24 protein-coding genes are annotated in these 26,272 nt (G+C 43.7%); 3 read left to right on the top strand and 21 right to left on the bottom strand.

Translation table 11 applies throughout. From position 1 onward, the window contains the following. Window positions 1–478 precede the first annotated feature (478 nt). The 17 genes from HMPREF0091_RS05250 to rpmE all read right to left on the bottom strand — a co-directional run bounded on the left by HMPREF0091_RS05250 (window position 479) and on the right by rpmE (window position 17,186). The gene (locus HMPREF0091_RS05250; RefSeq protein ID WP_006303269.1) at window positions 479–1,933 is read right to left on the bottom strand and encodes a phosphohexomutase domain-containing protein; all 1,455 of its coding nucleotides are present in this window, start codon (window positions 1,931–1,933) and stop codon (window positions 479–481) included. 132 nt (window positions 1,934–2,065) lie between these two features. Next, a complete protein-coding gene (locus tag HMPREF0091_RS05255) occupies window positions 2,066–2,983 on the bottom strand; it encodes a UTP--glucose-1-phosphate uridylyltransferase (protein WP_006303270.1) in 918 nt (305 codons plus the stop codon). A gap of 191 nt (window positions 2,984–3,174) precedes the next feature. Beyond that, the gene (locus tag HMPREF0091_RS05260) at window positions 3,175–3,597 is read right to left on the bottom strand and encodes a metal-dependent transcriptional regulator (RefSeq protein WP_010241707.1); all 423 of its coding nucleotides are present in this window, start codon (window positions 3,595–3,597) and stop codon (window positions 3,175–3,177) included. Between the two features lie 159 nt (window positions 3,598–3,756). Next, window positions 3,757–5,037, bottom strand: a complete 1,281-nt coding sequence (gene murA / locus HMPREF0091_RS05265; protein ID WP_006303272.1) for a UDP-N-acetylglucosamine 1-carboxyvinyltransferase — start codon at window positions 5,035–5,037, stop codon at window positions 3,757–3,759. A 218-nt stretch (window positions 5,038–5,255) separates the two neighbouring features. Next, the gene (gene atpC / locus HMPREF0091_RS05270) at window positions 5,256–5,681 is read right to left on the bottom strand and encodes an ATP synthase F1 subunit epsilon (RefSeq protein ID WP_006303273.1); all 426 of its coding nucleotides are present in this window, start codon (window positions 5,679–5,681) and stop codon (window positions 5,256–5,258) included. Window positions 5,682–5,718: 37 nt separating this feature from the next. Then, on the bottom strand, window positions 5,719–7,182 hold the full coding sequence (gene atpD, locus HMPREF0091_RS05275; protein WP_050770500.1) for a F0F1 ATP synthase subunit beta: 1,464 nt from the start codon (window positions 7,180–7,182) through the stop codon (window positions 5,719–5,721). 11 nt (window positions 7,183–7,193) lie between these two features. Beyond that, window positions 7,194–8,108 carry an ATP synthase F1 subunit gamma gene (gene atpG, locus HMPREF0091_RS05280; RefSeq protein WP_006303275.1) on the bottom strand — a complete coding sequence of 305 codons (915 nt, stop codon included), beginning with the start codon at window positions 8,106–8,108 and terminating at the stop codon, window positions 7,194–7,196. 6 nt (window positions 8,109–8,114) lie between these two features. Further along, window positions 8,115–9,770, bottom strand: coding sequence for a F0F1 ATP synthase subunit alpha (atpA, locus tag HMPREF0091_RS05285; RefSeq protein ID WP_006303276.1), 1,656 nt, complete (start codon window positions 9,768–9,770; stop codon window positions 8,115–8,117). Next, window positions 9,770–10,243: a F0F1 ATP synthase subunit delta gene (locus HMPREF0091_RS05290; protein ID WP_006303277.1), complete on the bottom strand. Its 474-nt coding sequence runs from the start codon at window positions 10,241–10,243 to the stop codon at window positions 9,770–9,772. The genes atpA and HMPREF0091_RS05290 overlap by 1 nt, the downstream gene beginning before the upstream one ends. Then, on the bottom strand, window positions 10,224–10,862 hold the full coding sequence (gene atpF / locus HMPREF0091_RS05295) for a F0F1 ATP synthase subunit B (RefSeq protein ID WP_006303278.1): 639 nt from the start codon (window positions 10,860–10,862) through the stop codon (window positions 10,224–10,226). The genes HMPREF0091_RS05290 and atpF overlap by 20 nt, the downstream gene beginning before the upstream one ends. A gap of 13 nt (window positions 10,863–10,875) precedes the next feature. Further along, window positions 10,876–11,070 carry an ATP synthase F0 subunit C gene (atpE, locus tag HMPREF0091_RS05300; RefSeq protein ID WP_006303279.1) on the bottom strand — a complete coding sequence of 65 codons (195 nt, stop codon included), beginning with the start codon at window positions 11,068–11,070 and terminating at the stop codon, window positions 10,876–10,878. Window positions 11,071–11,153: 83 nt separating this feature from the next. Next, window positions 11,154–11,954, bottom strand: coding sequence for a F0F1 ATP synthase subunit A (atpB, locus tag HMPREF0091_RS05305; protein ID WP_006303280.1), 801 nt, complete (start codon window positions 11,952–11,954; stop codon window positions 11,154–11,156). A 657-nt stretch (window positions 11,955–12,611) separates the two neighbouring features. Then, a complete protein-coding gene (gene upp / locus HMPREF0091_RS05315; RefSeq protein ID WP_006303282.1) occupies window positions 12,612–13,253 on the bottom strand; it encodes a uracil phosphoribosyltransferase in 642 nt (213 codons plus the stop codon). A 100-nt stretch (window positions 13,254–13,353) separates the two neighbouring features. Next, window positions 13,354–13,815 carry a ribose 5-phosphate isomerase B gene (gene rpiB / locus HMPREF0091_RS05320; RefSeq protein WP_006303283.1) on the bottom strand — a complete coding sequence of 154 codons (462 nt, stop codon included), beginning with the start codon at window positions 13,813–13,815 and terminating at the stop codon, window positions 13,354–13,356. A gap of 52 nt (window positions 13,816–13,867) precedes the next feature. Continuing rightward, the gene (gene prmC, locus HMPREF0091_RS05325; RefSeq protein ID WP_006303284.1) at window positions 13,868–15,448 is read right to left on the bottom strand and encodes a peptide chain release factor N(5)-glutamine methyltransferase; all 1,581 of its coding nucleotides are present in this window, start codon (window positions 15,446–15,448) and stop codon (window positions 13,868–13,870) included. A gap of 8 nt (window positions 15,449–15,456) precedes the next feature. Further along, window positions 15,457–16,521 (bottom strand): peptide chain release factor 1, encoded by a 1,065-nt coding sequence (prfA, locus tag HMPREF0091_RS05330; RefSeq protein WP_006303285.1) that lies wholly within the window; start codon window positions 16,519–16,521, stop codon window positions 15,457–15,459. 209 nt (window positions 16,522–16,730) lie between these two features. Beyond that, window positions 16,731–17,186, bottom strand: a complete 456-nt coding sequence (gene rpmE / locus HMPREF0091_RS06340) for a 50S ribosomal protein L31 (RefSeq protein WP_006303286.1) — start codon at window positions 17,184–17,186, stop codon at window positions 16,731–16,733. 364 nt (window positions 17,187–17,550) lie between these two features. On the opposite strand from rpmE, the gene panC reads away from it, so the two are divergent. Together panC and HMPREF0091_RS05345 are read left to right on the top strand one after the other, a co-directional pair. Next, window positions 17,551–18,411, top strand: coding sequence for a pantoate--beta-alanine ligase (gene panC / locus HMPREF0091_RS05340; RefSeq protein ID WP_006303288.1), 861 nt, complete (start codon window positions 17,551–17,553; stop codon window positions 18,409–18,411). A gap of 108 nt (window positions 18,412–18,519) precedes the next feature. Next, a complete protein-coding gene (locus HMPREF0091_RS05345) occupies window positions 18,520–19,314 on the top strand; it encodes a type III pantothenate kinase (RefSeq protein ID WP_006303289.1) in 795 nt (264 codons plus the stop codon). A 77-nt stretch (window positions 19,315–19,391) separates the two neighbouring features. On the opposite strand, the gene mgtA is transcribed toward HMPREF0091_RS05345, so the two are convergent. The 4 genes from mgtA to folE all read right to left on the bottom strand — a co-directional run bounded on the left by mgtA (window position 19,392) and on the right by folE (window position 25,306). Continuing rightward, window positions 19,392–22,289, bottom strand: coding sequence for a magnesium-translocating P-type ATPase (mgtA, locus tag HMPREF0091_RS05350; RefSeq protein WP_010241239.1), 2,898 nt, complete (start codon window positions 22,287–22,289; stop codon window positions 19,392–19,394). A 314-nt stretch (window positions 22,290–22,603) separates the two neighbouring features. Further along, a complete protein-coding gene (locus tag HMPREF0091_RS05355) occupies window positions 22,604–23,212 on the bottom strand; it encodes a hypothetical protein (RefSeq protein WP_006303291.1) in 609 nt (202 codons plus the stop codon). A 1-nt stretch (window position 23,213) separates the two neighbouring features. Then, the gene (folP, locus tag HMPREF0091_RS05360) at window positions 23,214–24,644 is read right to left on the bottom strand and encodes a dihydropteroate synthase (RefSeq protein ID WP_006303292.1); all 1,431 of its coding nucleotides are present in this window, start codon (window positions 24,642–24,644) and stop codon (window positions 23,214–23,216) included. Between the two features lie 44 nt (window positions 24,645–24,688). Next, on the bottom strand, window positions 24,689–25,306 hold the full coding sequence (folE, locus tag HMPREF0091_RS05365; RefSeq protein WP_010241247.1) for a GTP cyclohydrolase I FolE: 618 nt from the start codon (window positions 25,304–25,306) through the stop codon (window positions 24,689–24,691). Between the two features lie 184 nt (window positions 25,307–25,490). Between folE and HMPREF0091_RS05370 the strand changes: the two genes are divergently transcribed. Continuing rightward, window positions 25,491–26,270, top strand: a complete 780-nt coding sequence (locus HMPREF0091_RS05370) for an exodeoxyribonuclease III (RefSeq protein WP_006303294.1) — start codon at window positions 25,491–25,493, stop codon at window positions 26,268–26,270. Window positions 26,271–26,272: the final 2 nt, after the last annotated feature.

The raw sequence follows: 26,272 nt of genomic DNA on the forward strand, positions 1-26,272 counted from the left end.
TCTTGCTCATATGATCGCTGATCTGGATTCGCTTGGTTCGAAAAAATTGACGTATAAATACTTATATAAATTCGAATTTGCTTAGCTATCTTTTATGATTTCTCAATCACAGTATCCAGTTTTCAAGGTTCAGTGTGCGCTCACGAGACAACGTAGCGTCTGTGCGGCGCGAGGAATTACTATACGCGAAACAATAGGCAATGTGTGCGAGAATTTAAGTCTTCACGCCATCGACACAATTAGGGAGGGAATCCATCAATTATTGGTGATGTATTATAGCTCTATAGATATTATAAGCTGGTCTTTTATAACTTTGAACGGTAGATGAGATGTGAAAGACTTAGAAAGCAAAAACAATTCTATATCAATATATCTAAACCTACGCCTTGTTTCTTCATAATCTGTACATATTTTAGAAACAATTCCTACGGTGCTGAGTTTGTAAGCCTTTATCTACCGTACCGCGGACAACATATTTCTAAAGCTTACTTTGGGCAAGCGCGTATGCTGCGCGTAAGAGCTCGTTTCTTTCGGCTAAATTAGGCGCTTCGGCATAAATACGAACTGTAGGCTGTGTACGAGAAGGACGCAGCATAATCCATGATCCATCGTCAAACGCAAGACGTAAACCATCGGCATGGCTTACTGCACAAGGAGTTTTTTGCGCAATACTTGCAGGGTTAACGCCAGGTAGCATGGTAGAAAATGTTTGCATTTTGGCTGGATCGAGGCGTAAATCTTTTCGGATATAGTCCATATTGCCTAGGTCAGAGCTCATCGTGGCAATAATTGTATGAAGTGCCTCGTTTCTCATTTGCAGATAGCGAATTACAAGCAGCGACCCTAATATACCATCGCGCCATATACCAAAACCAGGAACACATATACCTGCATATTCATCAGAGGCTAATAAGACATCGCGTTCGGTAAGTTCATCGGCAATGCGCGCGTAACCTACGGGCACAATGCTTGTTTCGCAGTTAAGCCGTTCGGCAAGACGGCAGATTCTTACTGAGCTAGCCTGTGTAGTTACCACGCGTCCACGCTCGCCACAAAAGCGTACGAGAAAATCAAGAATACATGGAGCAATAAGGTGAAGCGGCACTTGCTGGGCTTCGTTATCTATTAAGCTAAAACGCATCCCGTCACCATCATAAATAACTGCTACATCAGCATGCACTGAGCGTAAAACTTCATAGCTATGCTTAGTCCACGGTTTAATTGGACAGGGATGTACGCCGCCAAAATCATCGCGCGTGTCTTGGCGTGTAGTAATGACTTTACAACCAAGAGCCTCAAACAATTCGGCAGCAATGCCGCTTGTTGCTCCATGCATATAGTCGAGCACAACGGTAAGTGGACGGTACAAACCATGTGGTGCCATGTTTTTTACAAAGGTAAGAATCTCTTTTTTATAGAGCGAACGCACATCTTGACGCGGGGCATTGCTCGTGTGATCAAGGTCTTCTAAAGCAATTTCGTGATTGGTAAGTGCTGTGATAAGCTGTTGCGTTTCATCGGGAATTGCCTGTTCAACAAGGCCGTCAAGCTGAGACCATATGTTAGCAGCAACAAGGCCGCCTCCACGCGCGCGCAACACGACGCCGCCGTAAGTTCCCGCATAATCGGCACCAGAAAGCATAATACCCAGTGCATAAGAGGAATCGCTCATCATAAAACTTATCATGGGAGTTGTTACCGCATAATTCAAAACGCGAACATAAAATCCCTGATCGGCCATCGTCGCAGCTACAACATAGGCAAGCATGCGCGATTGACTTCTGGTGTCATAGCCTACAAGAATAGTTGAGCGAGTTTTTTCAGCCTCATATATACGAGCAAGCGTCAGAGCAACACTATAAAGAGCTTGAGGTGTGAAAGCTTCATCAAAACGAGCATGCCAGCCATTAGATCCAAAATGTACAATATTCATTTCGATTACCTAAAAACGTTCTGGCTCGATTGTTGCAAAATGCACCGATTATAGAATGTATTGACACATATAATGCCAAATCTATGATCACGTTCGTTGCTGTTTTCATTGCTGTCTTTATCGTACTATCCACTACAGTGCCGATTTTAAAACTGAGAGAGCGTCATCATTAAGAGCCTCAATGAACTTTGGACGAATCTCGGGATTAAGCAGAGCTATACGAGCGTTTGTTGCAGCCCAAGCGGCTGGAGTTCCCGTGTCGCAACCTTCGTTAATGTCGACAACCAGTGCGTACATTTCTTCTTCGGCAAGCACGCGCTCCATAGCATCGGTAAGCTGAATTTCTCCGCCAGCGCCCACGCCTTGAGTTGCAAGCAGCTCCATTACGCGTGGAGTCAGCAAATAACGGCCAACAATAAAAAGATGACTAGGCGCTTCTTCGGGCTTGGGCTTTTCGACCAAACCAGAAATCTTCCAAACAGCACCTTCTTCATCTGCGGCAGCACCTTCATAACCTTTAAGCGTGCCTACCTGTTTGCCTGCAATGATACCGTACCTACTTACCTGATCTTGGGGAACACAAGCAACCGCAATAACAGACGCTCCTGCGTGTTCGTCTGAAATTTGTTTCATGCGCACGCACATTTGACGATCGGGAACAAAATAATCGCCTAACAACACAAAAAAGCGTTCGTCGTTGGTATAAGGAGCTGCACAATGAACTGCATGACCTAGGCCTAACGGCTTATCTTGATATACAAAGTTTATAGGCAAAGATTCAGATTCTTGTACCATTTGAGCTTCTGCATTCTTTGCGCGATCGTTTAAATACCGCTCAAGAATTTCGTTATGCTGGAAATAAGAATCTATCTGAGGCTTTTCGTGAGAATTGATAATAACTACACCGTCAACGTCATCGGGCTCAAGCGCTTCTTCTACGACATATTGAATAACGGGTTTGTTAAGAACCGGCAATAATTCCTTTGGAGTTACTTTAGTAGCAGGTAAAAAGCGAGTACCAAGTCCTGCCGCAGGAATAATGGCCTTCATAGTGGTTCCTTTCTTACACGGTGATTGCACCGATACACAAATGCACGGATAATTTTTATGCCTTATTAGTTTGCATAAAAGAATATGTATGCATAAAAGTTTATACTAACCGTATATCTATTTGATACGGTAGCACAAAACAGACAAAAGTACTAAAGTCCCCGAAAGGCTTCTATACCAATAGTTTTCTACTATTCCTCAATAGTTATGCCTTGCTTATCCAAATAGGCAAGCCACCTGTTCTGTGTGTCAGTGGAAATAGCATGCTCCATAAGACAAGCTTCGTTATCGGCAATTTCGCTTGTTACACCTAAATCCTGCACCAAAAATGAACGAATCATACGATGGCAACGCCAAATATGAGCAGCATATTCTTTACCTGTAGTGGTTAGCTGAATGCGACCATAACGATTCTGTTCAACGTAGCCGTTTTCTTTGAGAACATTTAGTGCTTTATTAACGCTTGCTTTTGAAACTTCAAGCTGATCTGCAACGTCTTTTGATCGAATCCCATCAAAAGCATTTTCTTCCTGCATGATGCGGTATATAGTTTCTAAATAATCTTCGCTCGCCATGGTTAAGCGATGCCACGCGTTTTCTGTCGTGTTGGACATAGTCTCTCTCCCTATGCAATGAATCCCCATCCAATATTGCACACTGTAATACGTCTTTAGGACATGTACCACATATAGTTATTTTATTTCATTGTAATTAAAGATCTGCGTCAGCACACATTTTAATCGCTTAAGGCGTGAATTGTATACATAAAATGCCTACATTTCTTCGTCTGCTACCTGCAACCTTTGAATATGAGCGCCCAACTTCTGTAGTTTTGGAACAAAGTTTTCATATCCTCTATCAATATGCTGTATCGCAGAAACCGTAGTATAACCGTCTGCTACAAGACCCGCCATCACGAGCGCGGCACCTCCGCGCAAATCGGGCGATTTAACATCGGTACCAGAGAAATGAGAAATTCCGTGAATAACGGCATGGTGACCTTCAAGACGAATATCGGCACCCATACGCTGTAGCTCACTTGCAAACATGAAACGGTTTTCAAATACATTTTCGGTTACAACACAACTTGAGTTACCAAGAGCCAAAAGACAGACGGTTTGCGCCTGCATGTCAGTGGGAAAACCAGGATACGGTAATGTTTGGATATCAACAGAATTGATAGGCTGTTTGCGTTGAACACGTACAAAATCGTTTCCTTGTTCGATGGACAAACCCATCATCTCGTACTTTTTTAATACAAGTGATAAATGCTTAGGATTAAATCCTTTAACTTCAACGGGATCTCCGCATAAACCGCCAAGCGCAATAAATGTTCCTGCTTCAATACGATCGCCAACCACCTTATGGCATTCGACAGGATGAAGCTCCTCTGATACGCCCTCGATCTCGATAATGGGCGTACCTGCTCCTTTAATTTTTGCACCCATTTCTTGAAGAAAGTTAGCCAAGTCAACAATTTCGGGCTCACGAGCAGCATTTTCAATGGTGGTTACACCTTGCGCATGCACAGAAGCCATCATAAGATTTTCGGTTGCACCAACACTTGGAAATTCCAAAGAAACCAGGGTGCCGCGAAGTCCGTGCTCATCCTTGGCATGAATATTACCGTGGTTAATATCAAAGGTAACTCCCAAGGCTTCTAAACCTAAAATATGCATATCGATTTTTCGAGCACCAATATTGCAGCCGCCTGGCATAGCAACAACAACCTTATGGAAACGAGCAAGAAGAGGCCCTAAAACAGCAGTTGAAGCACGCATTTGAGCAACAAGATGATAAGGTGCATCCCAACGGTTAATATTGGTTGTATCAATTTCGAGTTCGTGTAAATTTTTTACCGTAATTTTAGCACCTAAATAGGTAAGTACTTTACCCATTACATGCACATCAGAAATATCAGGTACATTGGTAAGCGTGGTAACGCCAGGAGCCAATATAGTTGCAGCCATAAGCTTGAGCGCGGAATTTTTTGCTCCTTCAACAGCCACTTCTCCTGTTATAGGATAGCCGCCTTCAACACGTATGACTTCCATACTTCCTCCTTGAATATACTTATGTCTAAGGTTTAGTATCTATGCTTATTTTACTCCCAAAATGCAGCAGCTGCACATTTTCCCGCCCGCAAAAAGAAGCTTAAAATATGCGTGAAGAAGAATAACAAAAGAGCATTGCATATGCAATGCTCTTAAGCGTTATAAACGTAACTTACGCATATATAAAATGAATGCAACAACAATAAACTAAAGAAATATTAACCCTCTCTTAGTTTTTGTTCTTCCTTTAGAAGCATATTACACCATTTGATTTTTTGTTCGTAATAGGCACTACGGTTATCACTGTCATCCAAATTTTCAAGCGCATCAAGTGCTTTTTGTCTGGTTTCAGTAACCACATCGGGATCAATATCATTTGCAAGACGGGCATGATCGGCAAGAATAATAACACCATCAGGACCAATTTCGGCATAGCCTCCCGATACCACAACGTTATCAGTGCCGCCACCATCTTCATCAAGATGGTGCAGGCGTACAACACCATCACCAAGCGAACAAATTTCGTTTGCATGACCAGGCCACACGCCAAGCTCACCGTTTTTTGTAACCAAAATGAGACTCTTGACGAGACCTTCATATATGAGTTTGTCAGGTCGAACAAATTGGCATGTTAACTCGGCCATTGTGATTGTATCTCCCAATTCGTGTAGTAAAACTTACTTAGTGCGTACTATCTTTCATGGCTTCCGCGCGTCTGCGTACGTCTTCGATAGTTCCCGCGTAACGAAATGCCTGTTCTGGTAAGTCGTCACATTCACCATCAATAATTGCTGCAAACGAACGAACAGTATCCTTTACCGAAACATATTGTCCAGGATTACCAGTAAACTTCTCTGCAACATGGAAGGATTGCGAGAGGAACTGCTGGATTTTACGAGCACGAGCAACAACGAGCTGCTGTTCTTCGGACAACTCGTCCATACCCAAAATTGCAATAATATCTTGCAGATCTGAATACTGCTGCAAAATCTCTTGAACAGCCATAGCAACACGATAGTGTTCTTCGCCAACAATAGATGGATCTAGCGCCGAAGACGAGCTTGCAAGTGGATCTACAGCGGGATAAATACCAAGCTCGGTAATGGAACGCGACAAAACGGTTGTAGCATCGAGGTGCGTAAACGTTGTTGCAGGCGCAGGGTCTGTTAAGTCGTCAGCAGGAACATATACAGCCTGTACCGATGTAATGGAACCTTCTTTTGTAGAGGTAATACGCTCTTGAAGGTCTCCCATCTCGGTTGCAAGCGTAGGTTGATAACCTACTGCAGATGGCATACGTCCTAACAATGCAGAAACTTCTGATCCAGCTTGAGAAAAGCGGAAGATGTTATCAATAAAGAGCAGAACATCTTGACCTTGGTCGCGGAAATATTCTGCAGTTGTAAGACCTGCAAGACCGACGCGTAAACGTGCTCCAGGTGGCTCATTCATCTGTCCATAGACCAAACAAGTTTTATTAATAACGCCCGATTCGGTCATTTCTAGATAGAGATCGGTACCCTCACGAGTACGCTCGCCAACGCCCGTAAACACTGAAGTACCGCCGTGCTCTTGAGCAAGGTTATTGATCAATTCCTGAATTAAAACAGTTTTACCAACGCCTGCACCACCAAACAAACCAGTTTTTCCACCACGAACATAAGGCTCAAGTAAGTCGATGGACTTAATGCCTGTTTCAAAAATTTCGGTTTGAGTGGTTAACTCATCAAATGCAGGTGCTGGATGATGAATAGGATAATAATCAACGTCGGAAGGAATGCCCTTACCGTCAACTGGCTCGCCCATAACATTCCACACGCGACCCAACGTAGACTTACCTACGGGCATCATCATAGGATGACCCGTATCATGTACTTTAAGGCCACGTTGTAAACCATCGGTAGACGACATAGCAACGGTACGTACCACACCTCCAGGAAGCTGTGATTCTACTTCCAAGATGGTTTTGACACGACCTTGTGGCGTTTGAGCGTCAACTTTAAGCGCTGTATAAATGTTAGGGAGATCCTTTGAGAATTTAACATCTACAACAGGCCCTACAATACGAACAATAACACCTTCACCAACACTGCGGTTATGCTGATTGCGTGCAGCATTCTCTAAAAGCGTATGTTCAGCGTTCATAACTTGTTCCATTAGTTGTCCTCCAATGCGGAAGCACCACCGATAATTTCATTGAGCTCAGTTGTAATAGCTCCTTGGCGCTCACGATTATACGTGCGCGACAAACTGTTAAGCATGTCTTGAGCACTATCTGTAGCTGACTGCATGGCTCGACGTCTGGCACCATGTTCGGCAGCAGCGCTATCAAGCAATGCATGAAAGATAACCGTTTTAAGATAGGCTGGCATTAAATCATGAAGCACAACCTGTGCAGAAGGTTCAAAGTCATACAAAGTATACGGCTGTGGTTTTACCGTAGATACTGCCTTTTCAATGCGGGGCTGGTTAGGCATGCGCAAACGCTCACGGCTAACAGGTAAAAGTTCCTCGTACACTGGGACCTGATCAACACGGTTTTTAGCATGCCAATACATAAGCATAACACGGTCTATGCTTTGCTCGATATAGCCATTCATCACAAACGAAGCAATACGATCGGCCTCATCGCTTGTTGGTTCAGAAGAAATCCCCACAAATGAAACGTCGGGTTTGACGCCGCGAAACGTAAAGTACTCGGTTGGCTTTCTACCACAGGTAATAAGTGATGTGCCTATCCCCTTTGCATGAAGAGCCTTCATACGATGCTCAACTTCATGCTGAAGTTGTAAATTAAAACCTCCAGCCAAGCCACGATCCGATGCTATAAGGATAAAAAGAACGTTCTTTTCTTCTTCATGAGTAGCCAACAGTGGCTGCGCCGTGTCAAAATGAGCACATGCGACATGAGAGAGCATGTTGGTAATAGCGTCCTTATATGCAGCAGCAGCCTCGGCATTTGCAAGCGCATGCTGAATACGCGCCGTTGAAATCATCGACATCGTGCGCGTAATCTGCATGGTTGACGTAATTGAATTCATACGCCTTTGTAACTCGCGAAGATTTGCCATAAGACGTTACTCCTGCTCCGCGCTCTGCTCAGCTTCTTCGGCTTGAGCTGTATATTCCGCTTGCTCAATAACGTCTACCGAAACCTCTTTATTGGCATGCTTAAGCATAAACCGCTCTTTAAACTCTGTAAGTGCAGCTTTAATTTGTGCTGCAAGTTCATCGTCGATCTTTTGTGCGACAACTTTTTGACGAATGTCGTCGTGCTCAAGTTTCATAAATTCTGCCAGCTCATCTCTAAAGAGAGGAACATGAACAAGGTCAATATCATCGAGGAAATCTTCCTTGGCAGCATAAATGGTAAGAACCTGATCTGCTACGTCAAGCGCGTGATAGCGTGGTTGCTTAAGCATTTCGGTCATGTGTGCGCCATGAGTAAGCTGATACTGTGTGGTGGCGTCCAAATCGGAACCAAATTGCGAGAAAGCTTGCTTTTCACGATAACTTGCCAAATCAAGACGAAGCGTACCTGCAACTTGTTTCATAGATTTAATTTGTGCAGCACCACCTACACGAGAAACGGAAATTCCAACGTCTACAGCAGGACGCTGACCCTGGAAGAAGAGGTTAGATTGCAAATAAATCTGACCATCGGTAATAGAAATTACGTTGGTTGGAATATAAGCCGAAACATCGCCCTCTTGAGTTTCAATGATAGGAAGTGCCGTAAGCGAACCTGCACCACGTGCATCACTAAGTTTGCACGCGCGCTCAAGCAAACGAGAATGCAGATAGAAAATATCACCAGGATATGCCTCACGTCCAGGTGGACGATGCAATGTTAACGACATTTGTCTATATGCAACAGCTTGCTTTGAGAGGTCGTCATATACAACAAGCACATGACCACCAGGGTGGTTTTCATCTGCAGGATTACCGTTTACATCGTTATACATAAAGTACTCACCGATAGCAGCTCCCGACATAGGTGCAATGTATTGCAAAGGAGCCGAATCAGCTGCAGTAGCTGCAACAATAATTGTTTTATCAAGAACACCTTTTTGATGAAGCGTCTCTCGAATAGAAGCAACGGTTGATGCCTTTTGACCAATAGCAACATAAATACAAATCATATCGGTGTTGAGCTGGTTAACAATTGCATCAATAGCGATAGCTGTTTTACCTGTTTTTCTATCACCAATGATAAGCTCACGCTGCCCTCGACCAATTGGAACCATAGCATCAATTGCCAAAAGACCCGTTTGTACTGGTTCACATACAGGCTGGCGTTCCATAATTCCTGGTGCTTTAAATTCAATTGGACGTTCATGCGTAGTTGGAATTGCGCCCAAACCATCGATAGGAACACCAAGCGGGTTAACCACGCGACCAAGCATAGCATGACCAACGGGAATAGACATAACGTGTCCTGTAGTACGACACTCGTCGCCTTCACGAATTGAGTTAACATCGCCAAATAAAACGGCTCCAATTTCGTCTTCGTCTAGGTTTTGTGCAAGACCGTACACACTTTTGCCCGAGGATGAGCTGGTAAACTGCAACAGTTCGCCTGCCATAGCTGCTTTAAGGCCCGAGATATGGGCAATACCATCGCCGACCTCGGTAACAACTGATGCCTGTTGGCGATCTACAGTTGCATTAATTTGTGAGAGTTGACGACGAAGCCCGTCAATTATAAGGTCTGAACTTATTTTGTCAGTCATTACATCTCACTTCCCGTGTACGTTTGAGAAAGTTTCTTTCTAATTGTTGCAAGCTGAGAACGAACAGACGCATCATAGCGATTACCTTTTACCTCAACGATAAGACCACCAATAATGGATTTATCAACACGTTCTACGAGGAACACAGGCGCTTTTACAAGCTTTGACATGTAGTCACAAACTTTATTGCGAAGTTCGTCATCCATAGCAACAGCTGTGGTAACTGTCACGAAAACAGTATTGTCATGCGTATCTAAGATATGCTTATATGCATTTTCTACGTTAGTTACCAAACCAAGATCGTTTGCATCGTACATTGCACGAATAGTTTCAAAAACCTCAGAAGAAAACTTAGCTGCATGCTTCCACTGCACAAGGTCATCATTTAAGCGACCTTCTTTTTGCGCAGCGTCCATCAATGCACGCGCGTATTCCTCAGATTTGCGCTCGTCGCTATGCTTGCTCTTCGTCATGTTTTGCACCTACCTCGTGGAGGTAATGTTCTGCAAGATCTCGTTGTTGTGCTTCACTTAAACTATTTCCGATAATTTTGCCTGCAATTTCTACCGACAAATCAACAACAAAGCCAGAAAGCTCAATCATTGCCTTATGACGCTCTGTGGTAATTGCATCACGTGCTTTCTCGATAAGACCCGAAGCATTACGCTGCGCATCAGCAAGAATGTGCTCGCGTTCTTGTTCGGCTTCGCGTTTTGCTGTTGCAATAATTTCGGCAGCTTTAATTTGTGCATCGCCGATTGTTTTAGCGCTTTCTTTACGATCTTGTTCCGCTTTAAGCTTTGCCTCTTCAGCGCTGTCAAGATCGCCTTTAATTTTGAGCTCGCGCTTTTCCATCATTTTTACGATAGAGGGCCACGCAAAACGAGCCATAATAAACCAAACGACTAAGAAAGCTGCAAGTGCCGGCAAAAATTCTGCAGGCTTAGGCAGAAGGATATCTGCTCCACCAGGTGTGGTTGCAAACGCCGAAGTTGCGCCGCACACCGAAGCTCCAAGCATCATCGAAACAGTGACACCTGCAGTTTTGGTAATCAACGAGTGATTGTAAAATTTCATGCCTTTACCTGACATTCTTGGTACATCCTTATTTAACAATAAGAGTTACAACAAAGCCGATCAATGCCAATGCTTCAATAAATGCAGACGCAAGAATGAAGGTGGTAAACAGACGACCTTGTACTTCTGGTTGGCGAGCCATAGATTTCATAGCACTTGATGCTGCCAAACCGATTCCTCCTGCAGCGCCCAAAACACATACTGCATATCCTAAAACACCCACAGTTCCTCCTTTTTCATTCGTTCTTTTATGAACGAGTCCACATTAATTGGCGCGCGCATGGACACACCAATATGTAATGCTGTCTAATGCTCGGATTCTACCAATTGAATATAGACGGTAGAAAGCAGCGTAAATACATATGCTTGAATTACCGCAACAAGTATTTCAACCATATATATAGCTAACAATACTCCAACCCAAAAAATTGAAGTTGAAGCATTTGCCATTGTCTGAGCGGTAACATCTTGCAGCATGGGTTCGACAAACAATGCAGCAAGTACTGCAAACGTACCCATAACAACGTGTCCTGCAAACATATTACAAAATAAACGAACAGCCAAAGTAATAAGGCGTAAAAATGTAGAGAACGCTTCGATTATACCCAAGAGCAACTGTAAAGGAAGTGCAACGCCTTCGGGGGCTAGGCTTTTAATGTAACCCCACACTCCTTTAAGTTTACAACCAACTACTACAAAATAGCAAAATGAGCAGGTTGCAACAGCAATAGTTACACCCATAGTTCCTGTTCCAGGTTTACAGCCAGGAATAAGACCCATCAAATTATTAAATAACACAAAGAAAAAAACTGTCGCAAGAAAAGGAAAGTGTTTTTTCCACGTTGCACCTAACACACTTTTGCACATGTCATTTCTAACAAAGTCAATAGCGAGTTCAACAAGATTTACAAACCAACCGTGAGGAACAAAACTCTCCGCTTGACGTTTTTTAAACTGAAATATAACAACAACATAGACGATGATTGCAACAAACATCCAAAAAATGTACTGCGTCATACCCCATGAACTTGAACCAAAAACCGTCTGAGCCATAAAACTGTTAATAAGCTCATCCATAGCTTCCGATAAGTTAGACAGCGGATTCATTGTTCACCCCTTTTCCTTTTACCTGCGTATGCTTAAACCTACAACATATGTACATTGTCTCAATAAACCAACATGCTACAAATCCACATACAACTGCCACACCAAAATAAAGCACCGATGCTAACTCGTATATGTACACAACAAACATGCTTATAACAAGCAATACGAATGAAATTATAGTACTACCAAAAGCCCATGTGCTACGATTTTTTATATCGCGCGTAGACCGATAACATATTTCAACCACGATAAGGGACGAAAGAGTTACCACAACCGACCATATAAAGCCTGCTACAATTGTTGTAAACTCATTCATATTTGGTCTTTCCCTTATGCAATACGTACGCGTAACACACACCAGTATACAGCTACGCAAAGCACAAATACACACGGCAAGAACCAATTTCCTTAACCAAGTTTAGAAAGTCTAGTCTTATCTCTTAAGCTTGTCCATTACCTGAAGTCATCATCACGCATTTGATACAAAATGTGCACATATACACGTATACCTATAATGACATAGGCATTATAGGTATACGTCACATGTTAATCGTTTGAATTGAATGAACAGGTAATACGCATAGCAGTTTGTTTTGTTGAGCCAAACCACAACACGATAGATGTCAACAAAACAATATACAACCTGCGTTGTGCCTTTTATTTAGTTCCATAAATACGGTCGCCCGCATCACCTAAACCAGGAAGAATATAGGCGTGCTCGTTAAGTTGACGATCAAGAGCGCACGTAAACAGGCGGACGTCCTTATCAAAGTCAAGCGTTGCTTTAACACCTTCAGGTGCAGACACCAAGGTGAGTGCACGAATATCTTTTACGCCTGCCTCACGCAGAAAATGAATAGCAGCGGTAAGAGAACCTCCAGTTGCAAGCATAGGATCAACCACTAAGCAGGTACGATTTTCGATATCTTCGGGGAACTTGCAATAATACTGATGAGGCTCATGTGTATCGGGGTCTCTATACATACCAACATGCCCCACACGTGCAGACGGAGTAAGTTGCAAAATACCATCGACCATACCCAAACCAGCACGTAAAATTGGAATAATGGCAACTTTTTTGCCCGAAATCTTTTTACAGTGAGCAACTTCTAATGGAGTTTTAACGTCGACGTCTTCCAAAGGAAAATCGCGCATAGCTTCATAGCCTTCAAAAATAGCAAGCTCACTTACCAGCTCACGAAATTGTTTGGTTGACGTATTTTCATCGCGAAGAAGATGCAATTTATGCTGTACAAGTGGATGATCAATAATCGTAAAACGTTTGCTGTCAAATTCCATGATGCGTCCTTTCTGACGTGCTCTGTGCAAGTGGAAACAAAGCTCCACTTGTTATGATAACCAACTATCAAGCGCGTAAGCTGGCTTTGCAAACCTTGAGTTACGCGCACACACCGCAAAATGCATCGTCATCTTCGCGCATGATTTTATCAACACGGCCAGCATGACGACCACCTGCAAACTCGGTGGTAAGAAACTCTTTAACAATATCGCGATTTATTTCGTACGGGGTAAAACGACCCGATATGCAAACAACATTTCCGTTATTGTGCTCGCGGAACAAGTGGGCAAAATGAGGCGTTTGAATACAGCTTGCGCGAACACCTTTAACTTTATCTGCAGTTATAGCCATTCCAATACCAGTGCCGCATATTAAAATACCTCGATCTGCTTTTCCTTCTGCAACATAACGTGCAACTTTATCAGCAAAATCGGGGTAATCACAACGAGCATCTGTTGTAGGGCCTAAATCAATAACTTCGTAGCCAAGCGATGTAAGCCATTCAACAAGCGCAGGTTTTTGCTCGAAACCAGCATGATCTGAACCGATGGCAACTTTCATGATGCAGCCTTTCTATAAGTATGTACAATTTTTCTACGCTTATAGCGTACCACTATGCTTGGGCGCTAAGTGCCTCCATAATATCATGAGGATCAATTGCACCAATTCTTAAAATTTTAGGGGTCGATTGTGTGCAATCAACAATAGTTGAAGCAACTGCCAAAGGTGCAGATCCTGCGTCTAGCACTAAATCAACCTCATCTATCAGGCGATCTTCAAGCGTGGCTCCCGAAATAGCTGCATCAGCACCGTGTGTATTTGCGCTGGTAATAGCCAACGGACATGACAGCTTACGTGCAAGCGCGCGAACAACATTGGAGTCTGGCAAACGCAGAGCAATAGTTTTATTATCCGCGTGAACGTATTCTTGAGGAACGTCATCACATGCTTTTACCACCAAGGTCAAAGCGCCAGGCCAAAACGTATGCGCTAACTTTTGTGCCCATGCAGGGACATCTACTGCATAGCGCATGAGGTCGGACTCATCTCCTATAAGCCAGGGAAGCGTTTGTCGAAGATCTCGATGTTTAATTTCAAAAGTTCTCTTATGTGCAGCGTTATGAGGCAAAGCAACACAGCCGATACCATACACAGAATCGGTGGGAGTAATAATGACACCTTCGTGTGCAAGAACATCGACCGCCTTATCAATAATCTGTGGATCAGGATTATTCTGGTCAACCTTTACAATCTTGTTTTCACGTTGGGCTTTTAACTGGTGTTCCTGCGTGGTCATAGCTCCAAAATCTCCCTTTAACCGAGCAACCAAAAAACGCTTGCGATGTGTAAGGTCGCGTTCAATATAAACTTTTTGCCAAACGCCTGAAGCAACACAGAGCGCTTGGGCTTTGTCAACATTATCTTCAAAAAGCTCAACACATAACATACCACCAGGGCGCAGCATATGTGGCGCGGTTTCCAAAATTTTTTGAAAGATATCAAGACCGTCTTTGCCTCCATCTAAAGCAAGATGAGGCTCAAACAGAGCAACTTCGGCAGGTAAAGTTTTAACCGCCGAGGTTGGAACATAGGGAGGATTAGAAATAAGCAGGTCAAATTGGCCATAATAAGATGGATTAACACCTTGTGCAATGCTACAAGAAACAAACGTTACGCGATGCTCCAAATGAAGCGCCTGGCAATTACGTTGAGCTAACTCTAAAGCGTCTTGAGAAACATCGGTAGCAAGTACCGTACAACTGTCAACCTCGGACGCAAGCGATAAAGCAATACAGCCACTTCCTGTTCCTATTTCTAACACGCGTGGCTGACGATGGTATTCATGAGCCTCTTTAAGTGCAGCGATTCCAATATCTACCAAAACTTCTGTTTCGGGACGAGGAATCAAAACACCAGGCTTGCATTGCATAATAATATGTCTGAACGGCATTTCTCCTGTAATATACTGAAGAGGTTTTCCCTGAGAGCGCGCTTCTACACGTTGGTGCATAGCGTTAAGTTGGCTTGCATCTAACACTTGATCATAGTGTAAATAGAGTTCAACGCGAGAAAACCCCATAACAGAACTTAACAGTATTTCTGCTGATAAACGAGGGTGTTCATCGTGCTTTTTTGTTAAGTAGGCTGTTGTCCACAAAAGAATTGATTTGATAGTCCAGACAGTTTGATTCATACGTTTATTTACACGGCTTTTGCAAGTTTTTCGGCACGCTCAGCTGCAGCAAGGGCTTCGATGATAGAAATAAGCGTATCTCCAAGCAGAACACCGTTATACGTTGCATTAAAGCCAATACGATGGTCGGTTACACGATCTTGCGGCTGATTGTACGTCCTGATTTTCTCGGAACGATTGCCGTGTCCAATTTGAGAAAGACGCGCAGCACCCTGCTCTTCTTGCTGTTTTTCGAGTTCCATCTCATACAGGCGAGCGCGTAGCATTTGCATACAAACTTCTCGGTTTTGAATTTGAGAACGCTGATCTTGCGACTGTACAACTGTATTTGTTGGTAGGTGCGTTATACGAACAGCAGAATACGTAGTATTGACGCACTGACCACCAGGGCCTGACGCGCAATAGGTGTCTATGCGTAAATCGGTGGGATCAATTTGAATATCAATTTCATCGGCCTCAGGTAAAACGGCGACCGTTGCGGTTGAAGTTTGGATTCTACCTTGGCTTTCGGTTTTTGGAACGCGCTGAACACGATGTACACCTGACTCGTATTTCATAACAGAATATACTTTTTCGCCCAACATTTTAAATTCGATGGTCTTAAAGCCACCTACTTCCGATGGGCTCGACGAGAGAATTTCAACTTTCCAATTTTTACTTTCAGCAAAGCGCTCGTACATTTTGTACAGATCACCAGCAAAAATAGCTGCCTCATCTCCGCCAACACCTGCGCGAATTTCTACGATAGTATCTTTTTCATCGTTGGGATCGCCCGGAATAAGCATGATCTTAATTTCGTCTTCAAGCGCAGGAAGCTTCTCTTCATTTGCAGCAATATCTTCCTGCAACATTTCTCGCTCGTCTGCATCGGCATCGTGAAGCATTTCTTTAGCTGCTTCAATGTCATCAAGTGCTTGAAGATATTCGCGTGCACGCGCAACAAGATCGCCTTGGCGTGCGTGCTCTTTTGCTATACGAGCATATTCTTTTGGATCGGCAACAATTGCAGGATCGATCATTTTCTTTTCAAGCTCGGCATAAGCGGCAATGAGCTTTTCAAGTTTGTCACGCATATGAGCTCCTCAAAGCTGTAACGAAGAACATAAAGTTAGGTACAAAAGTAGGTACAAACTACTATATGCCCAATAACAGATGGATGCTTGCAATATCTACAAGTTCACGAAGAAAATTTCTCTGAAAAAAGAGCACCTTCTTATTCAGATAGGTGCTCCTGATACCGGCATATGTAAGTTCGGTAGGTTAACAGAGCGCAAAACTGCTGTTATTCAGCATCCTTTGCTGCGTCTTCTGTTTTATCGGCAGCTTGCTCAACTGCATCTTGAGCAGCAGCAGCGTCTGCCTGTTGCTTTGCAGCTTCTTTAGCTGCTTTAGCTGCAGCGCGCTTTTCAAACTCAGCAGCACGTTTTGCTTTTTTAGCAGCTTTTTCTTCGGCAGCAGCTTTTTGAGCAGCTGCTTCTTCTGCAGCTTTAGCAGCTTTTGCCTCTTTAGCTTCTTGAGCAGCCTTAAGTTGAGCTGCAGCAGCTCCACCGAATTTGTTAGAGAAGCGCTGAACACGTCCACCGGTGTCAACGAGCTTTTGTTGACCGGTATAGAACGGGTGGCACTTATCGCATAAATCGATAGTAAGCTCAGATTTAGTAGAGTGTGTTTGCCATGTATTGCCGCACGTGCAGCGTACTGTGCACTCTACATAATTTGGATGAATACCTTGCTTCATGACAGGACTCCTTCTTGTTTGCCTGGTTTCCGATCAGGCTTGGATGTCATCTTCATCTGCTTTAGCACATGAAGATAAAAAGCCTTATCAGTTTAGCAGAGTTTTGTATGTTTGTCGCCAAAATTAATTTTTAGCGCGATGAGCACGCTAAATCACATAGTTTCACCACGTTTTAGGCGCGCGTGTCGGTGCGAGAAGCACATCGATGATACCGATACCTGTATGAGGTTTCTTAAGACAGCCTCACATGGTAAAATGAGCTCGATTTTAGACAGTAGATCCTCTTACTGCAAATCATGAGTGTACGCGCATATAACGTGCGCAAGTTTTATTACAACACGATGTGTCGCATAAAGGAGTTCACATGAACGTTGTCAGCACAATTTGCGAAGTAAGAAAGATAATTGCTCAACAAAAAGCACAAGGCAAAACAATTGCACTTGTTCCTACCATGGGTTTTCTCCACGAAGGCCATGAAAGTCTTATAAAACGTGCCTCAGCTGAAAATGATTTTGTAGTTGTATCAGATTTTGTAAATCCTACACAATTTGGTGTGGGTGAGGATCTTGAAAGTTACCCTCGTGATCTAGAGCGCGACTGCGCCTGCTGTGAACGCGCAGGTGCAAGCCTTTTATTTAATCCCAAGCCAGAAGAAATGTATCTTCCTCACGCATGCTCGTATGTAAGTGTTGAAGGGCTTACGCAGGAATTATGTGGCCTTTCACGCCCCATTCATTTTAGAGGCGTATGTACGATAGTTTCAAAACTTTTTAACATCGTCCAACCAAATCGTGCGTATTTTGGACAAAAAGATGCGCAACAGTTATCTGTTATTAAGCGTATGGTCAAAGATCTTAATTTTGATATAAAAATTATTGGATGCCCTATTATTCGCGAGGCAGATGGCCTCGCAAAAAGTTCGCGCAATACGTATCTTTCTCCAGATGAACGCAAGGCTGCACTTTGCCTGTCAAAAGCTATTTTTGCAGGTCAAGATATGGCACAGCGAGGAATTCGTAATGCACAAGAAATTGTGGGCACTATGCGAAACATAATTGAAGCCGAGCCACTTGCACGTATTGATTACGTTAAAATGGTTGATTTTGACACGATTACCAAAATTACGGAAATTGAACAAGACAAAACAGCTTTGTGCGCGATTGCAGTATACATAGGGAAAACTCGTCTTATTGATAACTTTATCTTTCGGGCAAGCGATAACTAATACTCAACGCACAAAGTGCCACCTATAAGGGCTTACCTACATAAGATGTTGTTCCTTTAATGCTTGTATAAAATTATAAGCACGTCCCTTAGAGAAAGAACTTGCCTCATGCTGCTTGCAATTGATGTCGGAAATACACAAACAAATCTTGGTCTGTTTAATGAGCAAGGAACGCTTATTCATCTATGGCGTATGACTACAACTTCGAGTAATACCCCCGATGAGCTCCAAATGCATCTGGATGGGTTTTTTCGTATGTCAAACGTAGACCTAGGTCACATATGCCATGTTGCAATTGCAAGCGTGGTACCTTTACTTACGCAACAATGGTCACACGCGATGAAACGCATCTCTCAAAGCGCTGATGTCTACGTTATTGATGCAACACAAGACTGTGGCATACCAATCTGCGTTCCTCACCCCCATGAGGTAGGTGCCGATCGTGTTGCCAATGCGGTAAGTGCGTATAACACGTATGGGCCCTCATCTATTGTCGTCGATTTTGGAACTGCTACTAATATTGATATTGTTGATAAACAGGGCAGATTTTGCGGTGGCGTTATTATGCCCGGACTTTTGCTTTCGGCGCACGCTCTATTTGCACGTGCTGCAAAATTATCGAGCGTGCCGTTAGTAGTGCCATCGGCAACCATAGGGACTACTACCGAAACCAACATACAATCAGGAATTATTATTGGTGCTGCAGCACAGGTTGAAGGTATGGTAAGCAGAATAAAAGCTGAGCTTGACGAACCAGATGCCCATGTCATAGCTACGGGAGGCTGCGCAAACATGGTGGCTGGTGCAACCACCTTATTTGAAAACGTAGACCCTGATCTCACCGTTCGCGGTATCTACCAAATTAGGACATGGCGCGCAAAACATAGTGAGCATACGCGATAACACGTACACCATAATATATGCACGATAATGACCCCAACACAAAGAGGCATTATCGTGCATAAAAATACGTGCTAAACCTAGAGCAACTCACCATAATGGTGAATGTACAGTTTTTTGCAAAGCGTTGTGAGCACCATGTACAACAAGACACATATCGCTAAATACGCAAAGTAGATTAAAGGTAGAGGGCATAATCCCAAAACAGCTCCTAACGGCGAAAACGGTATCAGCGTTAAGAGAGCAATAGCGCACGAAGTGCACAAAGTAAGTTGCCACGATGCATTACTTTGAATAAACGGTATCTTTGACGTACGAATCATATGAATAACCAGCGTCTGGCTCCACATAGACTCAACAAACCAGCCCGTTTGGAAAAGCATGCAATATGCGGCTCTTACATTTGTAAGTTGCGCGCCGCTATATACGCTTGGTAAATCCCACCATACAATACCGCCTGATACGCAAAGCGGGCATATCACTAAAAACATAACGGCAAACGTAAGCACATCAAAGATTGAGCTTATAGGTCCAAAACAGATCATGAATTTACCGATGGATGACGCATTCCACGCACGTGGACGCTCGATCATCTCGCGATCTACCCCATCCCAAGGAATAGCTGTGCAGGAAAGATCATAAATAAGATTCAGCAAAATGAGCTGGATACTTTGCATAGGCAAAAACGGAAGCATTGCAGAAGAAATAAGTACCGAAAGCACATTACCAAAGTTAGAAGATGCCGTCATCTTTATATACTTCACCATATTGGCAAACGTTTTTCTACCGCCAATAATACCTTGCTCTAAAACGCCTAGATCCTTTTGTAGCAGAATGATATCAGCCGACTCTTTTGCCACGTCAACCGCACTATCAACCGATATTCCAATATCGGCTTGTTTCATAGCAGCCGCATCGTTAATGCCGTCACCCATATACCCAACAGTGTGACCACATTCGCGCAAAACACGCACGATACGAGCCTTTTGTTCGGGCGTAAGCTTTGCAAAAACAGTAGTTGTTTGTGCGCGTTCACAAAGCTGTGTATCGCTTAAATCTTCAATATCGCTGCCTTCAAGAATGGAGCTCACTTCCAAACCTACGGCTTTGCAAATAGTACGTGTAACCTGCGTGTTGTCGCCCGTCAAAATCTTGGTAGTTACACCATGGCTACGAAGAGCTGCAAGTGTAGAAGCAACGCTTTCTTTTGGTGGATCAAGAAATGCAAGGATTCCTAAAAAGCACATCGAACATTCGTCACTAACGTTAAACGCGCCAACAGGTGAAGGATTGTCTTTTACCGCAAGCGCAAGGACTCTAAATCCGCGGTCATTAAGGCAAGATACCATGTGTAAAATCTTGGTTTTTACTTCCGCTGTAAGATCTTTTACAGCGTCTTCGTCTCTAACCTGCGTGCAAATTGAAAGCATTTCTTCAACAGCACCTTTAGTAACCATTACCGTAGAGCCTTCGGAGCCCCTTACAACCACAGACAAGCGGCGACGCTTAAAGTCAAATGGTATCTCATCAAGCTTGGTGTACGCTTCTGACAGATCCTCAAGCTCTTTATCAGCGGATTCTACTTCCTCGGTTTTCTTAATAATGGCTGCATCCATAAGATTTTTGTATCCCGTTTGGAAATAGCTATTAAGATATGCACTTCTTAATACATGTAAGTCATCTTCGCCGTGAATGTTTAAGTGATATTCAAGTACAACATCGTTTTGAGTAAGCGTTCCTGTTTTATCGGTACAAAGAATATCCATAGCACCAAAATTTTGAATAGAATTAAGATTCTTTACAATGGTCTGCTTTTTACTCATTAAAACGGCGCCTTTGGCTAAGCACGTGGTAACAATCATAGGAAGCATTTCTGGCGTTAAACCTACCGCAACCGAAATTGCAAACAGCGATGCAGCCACCCAGTCGCCTTTGGTAAAACCGTTGATCATCAATACAATGGGCACCATAACCAGCATAAATCTAATAAGCACCCAACTTACCGCGTTAACTCCTTTTGCAAAGCTTGTCTGAGGATCTTTTTCGTCCAGCGCACGAGTCATGCTTCCAAAAAGCGTATGAATGCCGGTAGACACCACAATTGCCCAACCGCTTCCGGATATAACATTTGTCCCCATAAAAGCAATATTGACGTAATCGGTTACACTCGCTTGGTGCGCTTGTGTTGCAGCAATTTTTTCTGCAGGTTCGCTTTCACCCGTTAAAGATGCCTGATTAACAAACAAATCGTGAGTTTCGATGAGGCGAACATCAGCAGGTACCATATCACCCGTGCTTAAATAGATAAGATCTCCTACAACTAATTCGTCCAAAGGTATTTCACGCACAGCAGTCTCGCGGTGCACAAGTTGCTCGTTTGTAGGCTGGTCTGTATCGCCTTTACGAAGAACAGAACAGGTAGTTTTAATCATCACCATAAGCTGATGAACAGCATTATTGCTCTTAAGCTCTTGAATAAAGCGCAGTAATCCCGAAATGGTTACCATAACAACAATAATAACAACTGTTGTGTAGCTGCAATCATCGGGTGTTTGGTCAAACATTGAAAGCAGCGGGAATACAACATCGTTAAGTCCAGATATAATTGCCAGCACGAACAATATAGCGGTAAAGGGATTGATAAACGCTTCTATAAGTTGATGGACTGGGCTTTTTTCGCGTTTATGCATAATGTAATTGGTGCCGTAACGCGCACGATGATTGATGACCTCGCGCTCAGTTAAACCTTCTTGCGAGCTTTGTACATAGCCCAACACCGCAGTTTTACTGTGTGTAGCCGCAAATGTAAGACGCTCTTCGTGCGAAACGTCTACCGTATTTTTCTGAGATAATCCACTACCATCAAAACGCTTACGTTTTGAAATAATGGCACGAGTATCTTGAGATGAAAATGTTTGTGATGACGATAAGGTCTTACGGTTATTAATGCGTTTGACAGTGCTCCAGATGTTCTTCATAAGCATCAACTCCTGTGCCACATGTATATGTGACCATCAGGCAAAGATGAGATATATGCACTTCTTTGCAACTATTTATACGTCTACTTCGACCGCAAGAGCAACTATGACTTTTGCTCTTACTGTGACCTGTACTGTGTGCGTCCATACATCCCACCTCCTTATAGTTGATGTATAAATTAAGTTTGTTGCAGGCGCTAAACACCCACCAAAGCAAGGCTTGCACGGGTAAACATAAGCCGAACAACACGTGCAAAACAAACTCACACCCGTTATACCTTACTTAAAAATAATTTGCAAGGTTGAATTTTAATTTATAAAGCCACGCACAAAGATGCTTGCTCGGGGGCTAAGGTACGCTCTGTTGCATCGCTAAGCGTTACTACAGCTCTACCCCATACGTCTACTCCAGCAAGGGTAGCTGTATATGGAGCACTTCCGTCTTTGGGATGAACTGCAATTGCATGTCCCATATGATCAACATGATCAAAATATTCCGACGCTACAAAAGCAAGCGGGCCTGCAACAGCTGGTGTCTTTGAAAGCGCATGCTGCCATGCGGTAATACGATCCATAAGGCAAGATTGCAAAATGGTGTCAAAATTAACAGGAAGCGCCTGAACGGTGGGTGTATCACCTTGGCAAATAATGTCGATATCAACAAACACGCCACCTTCATCACATCCACCGTGATGCACAATATCAAAGGTTAAGCGCTCGTAATATAACTCAACTTCAACACGATATGGCCAACAAATGTGTGCCTGATGATTAAGCGTATTGGCGCATGCGTCATAAATGCCTAACGAACAAATCCAAGGCAAGCCACTTATGAGATGCTGTGGAACCTGTGGCCGTATACGTACGTGCGCAATACAAAACGGCTCATGAGAAGTCCTATCTTTAGTGTTATCCCAGCTCATACTACTCCCAGTCAACGGTGCCCAAGTCTGCTATAACATGGCCAACTCTTTGTTCGGAAGGCAAAACCTCAATTCCTGCGTGAGAAAGAAAGCGAGCTGGATCGTGCATTAAATCTTCCATAGGCACAAGCACAAAATCACGCTCGGCAAGGCGCGGATGAGGCAAAGTGAGCTTTTGCCCTGCGTGTGTTTCGCCTTCAACATAGCACAAGTCGCAATCAATAGTACGCGGCTGCGGCGTGCGCGACTTAGCTGAACGTGTGCGTTTAAGTTCTTTTTCAATTGCCATAAGCTCATCAAGCAAGCAAAGCGGTGCAAGCTCGGTGCGAACTTCAACCACCGCGTTTGCAACTTTTGTTGCAATGCCGTACGCTGGCTCGGTTTCGTAGACATGACTTACCTGCACAACGCCTGTAAGTGGGATCTCGTTGATTCGTTTTACCGCCAAGGTAAGATTTGCCATATAATCGCCCGTATTTGAACCAAGCGCAATAAATGCTTGACGCGCATCGGGTTGCGAACAAGACCAGTAACCGTTGATAACTTCTGCTGCCATTTTAACGTTGTGGACGCGCACGATTCGAGAACCAGCAGCAATTGCAGCAATGCATATACCCATCGTTGCACTATCGCGACGATTAGCAACTGCCACCGAAGATAGCGCTCCTACAAATCTTTTACGAGAAACGGCAGTTAAGACAGGGTATCCCATAGAAACAAGCTTGTGCATAGCGCGTTGAATAATTACATTTTCGTTGGCGTCTTTATCAAAGCCCGGTCCTGGATCTATGCAAATTCTGTTGTGATTAACACCTGCACGCATAAGAAGGCGCGCTTGATCTCCTAGAAATCCCATAATTGAGCGCATAATGGGGCCTTCGTCAGGAAGCGTAAAACGGCGCGAACTTTGAGGAACAATACGTTCACGTACGGGACGTGTGCTATCGAGTTGAACGGATTTTCGCATGGGCTGGTTGCTAAATTTTTCCCAATGCATAATAATGCAGCCGCAATCGGTTTGAGCAGCTACTTTAATCATTTCGGGATCCGAAAAGCCCGTAACATCGTTGATAATAGAAGCACCCAAACGAACGCACATTTTTGCTACGGACGCATGACGTGTATCAATAGAAATTACAGTTTGGGGCGCTTGCTCTAAGATTCCTCGAATAACCGGCACCACACGTTGTGCTTCTTCTTCGGCACTTACAGGCGTATGTCCAGGCCGCGTTGACTCTCCCCCAACGTCGATAATGTCTGCACCTTCGTCGAGCATGCGCAATGCGTGAGCAATGGCTTTTGTTGCGTCAAGATTTTCTCCACCGTCTGAAAAAGAATCAGGCGTGACGTTTAATACACCCATAATGCGAGGACGTGATAGTGAAATATCATGCTGTCCGCAATGCCAAACGGAATAATCTTGACGTAGCATAAATAAGCCCTCCAAATGCGCGAATTGTATCGGTTTCTTCTATTTTACCCGAATAATAACCGCATAACTTCCTGTTTTTTATCCATGTTGGTAAACACGCCAAGCGTGCTTTGTGTGCGCGTGGTGCTCTCGCGTTTACAGACGCCTCTAAGCGACATGCAGGTATGCGTTGCGTCCATGCATACATATACCCCTTGCGCGTGCGTACCATCCATAATTGCCTCGGCAATTTGCTGGGTTAGACCCTCCTGAATTTGCAGGCGATGAGCATATTTATCAACAATACGTGCGAGTTTAGATAAACCGCACACATGGCCATCGGCGCTTGGTAAATATGCAATATGAGCCACACCGTAAAACGGCAATAGATGATGCTCACACAACGAAGAAAATGCAATGTTTTTTACCACCACAATATCATTGCATTGCGCATTAAAAGATTTTTCAAAAATAGTTTGATTAGTTAGACGCGTTGGCTGCATAAACTCGTGCAACGCACGAGCAACACGAGTCGGCGTATCGAGCAGGCCGCTACGCGCGGTGTCTTCTCCTAAACCCTCTAAAATAAGGCGAACACCATCTTGGATTTTTTGCAACTGCTGCTCATCCATATCAGCAGATAAACCTGGAGCATAAACACTATTGGAGCATTTCTTGTTCATATGAATATCTTCTATCCTTTTAAGCAAACATGTAATATGGTACACAGTTGGGCAATACTTCCTCTTAAGAAATGTTACCCATGCAAGCGCACGTACCATGCAAGATCTAAATGTCGAGCGCGTGCGGCATGTAGGTATCTCTATACTACACAAAGTGCACGACGCAATATAAAGGAGATCGCATATGTCACAAAAACACCCGTATCGTTTTGTATCGTGGAATGTAAACGGGCTTCGAGCGACGCTTAAAAAAGAACCAAGTTTTTTAGAAATTTTTTCGACACTCAATGCCGATATTTTTGCCATCCAAGAAACAAAATTACAGGCAGGACAAGTAGATCTCGATTTGGATGGATATACGCAAACATGGAGCTATGCTGAGCGTAAAGGTTATTCGGGAACAGCTGTCTTTTCTCGTGAAAAGCCCCTATCAACCATTCATACCATAGGCTGCAAGGCAGCAGATAACGAAGGGCGTGTTTGTGCTTTGGAGTTTGAAAAGTTTTGGTTTGTAGACGTTTACACGCCCAACTCTAAAAACGAGCTTGCCCGCCTGGATGAGCGCATGGAATGGGATAAGGCGTATCGCGAATTTTTGGTAGGTTTAGATGCTCAAAAACCCGTTATAACCTGCGGTGACTTTAATGTTGCACACCAAGAAATAGACCTTAAAAACCCAGCGTCGAATCACGAAAATGCAGGCTTTTCTGATGAAGAGCGCGCAGGCTTTTCGAGCCTTTTAGGTGCAGGATTTACCGACACCTTTAGATCTGCACACCCCACGCTTGAAGGAGCATACAGCTGGTGGAGTTATCGCATGCGTTCGCGCGAAAGAAATGCAGGCTGGAGAATCGACTATTTTCTTGTTTCAAACAGAATAGCCAACACGGTTACCTCAAGTGCCATTTATAACGAGATATATGGAAGTGACCATTGTCCTGTAGGCCTTGAGCTTGAGCTGTAACA

This window comes from Fannyhessea vaginae DSM 15829 (genome assembly GCF_000159235.2).
GTDB classification, from domain to species: Bacteria; Actinomycetota; Coriobacteriia; order Coriobacteriales; family Atopobiaceae; genus Fannyhessea; species Fannyhessea vaginae.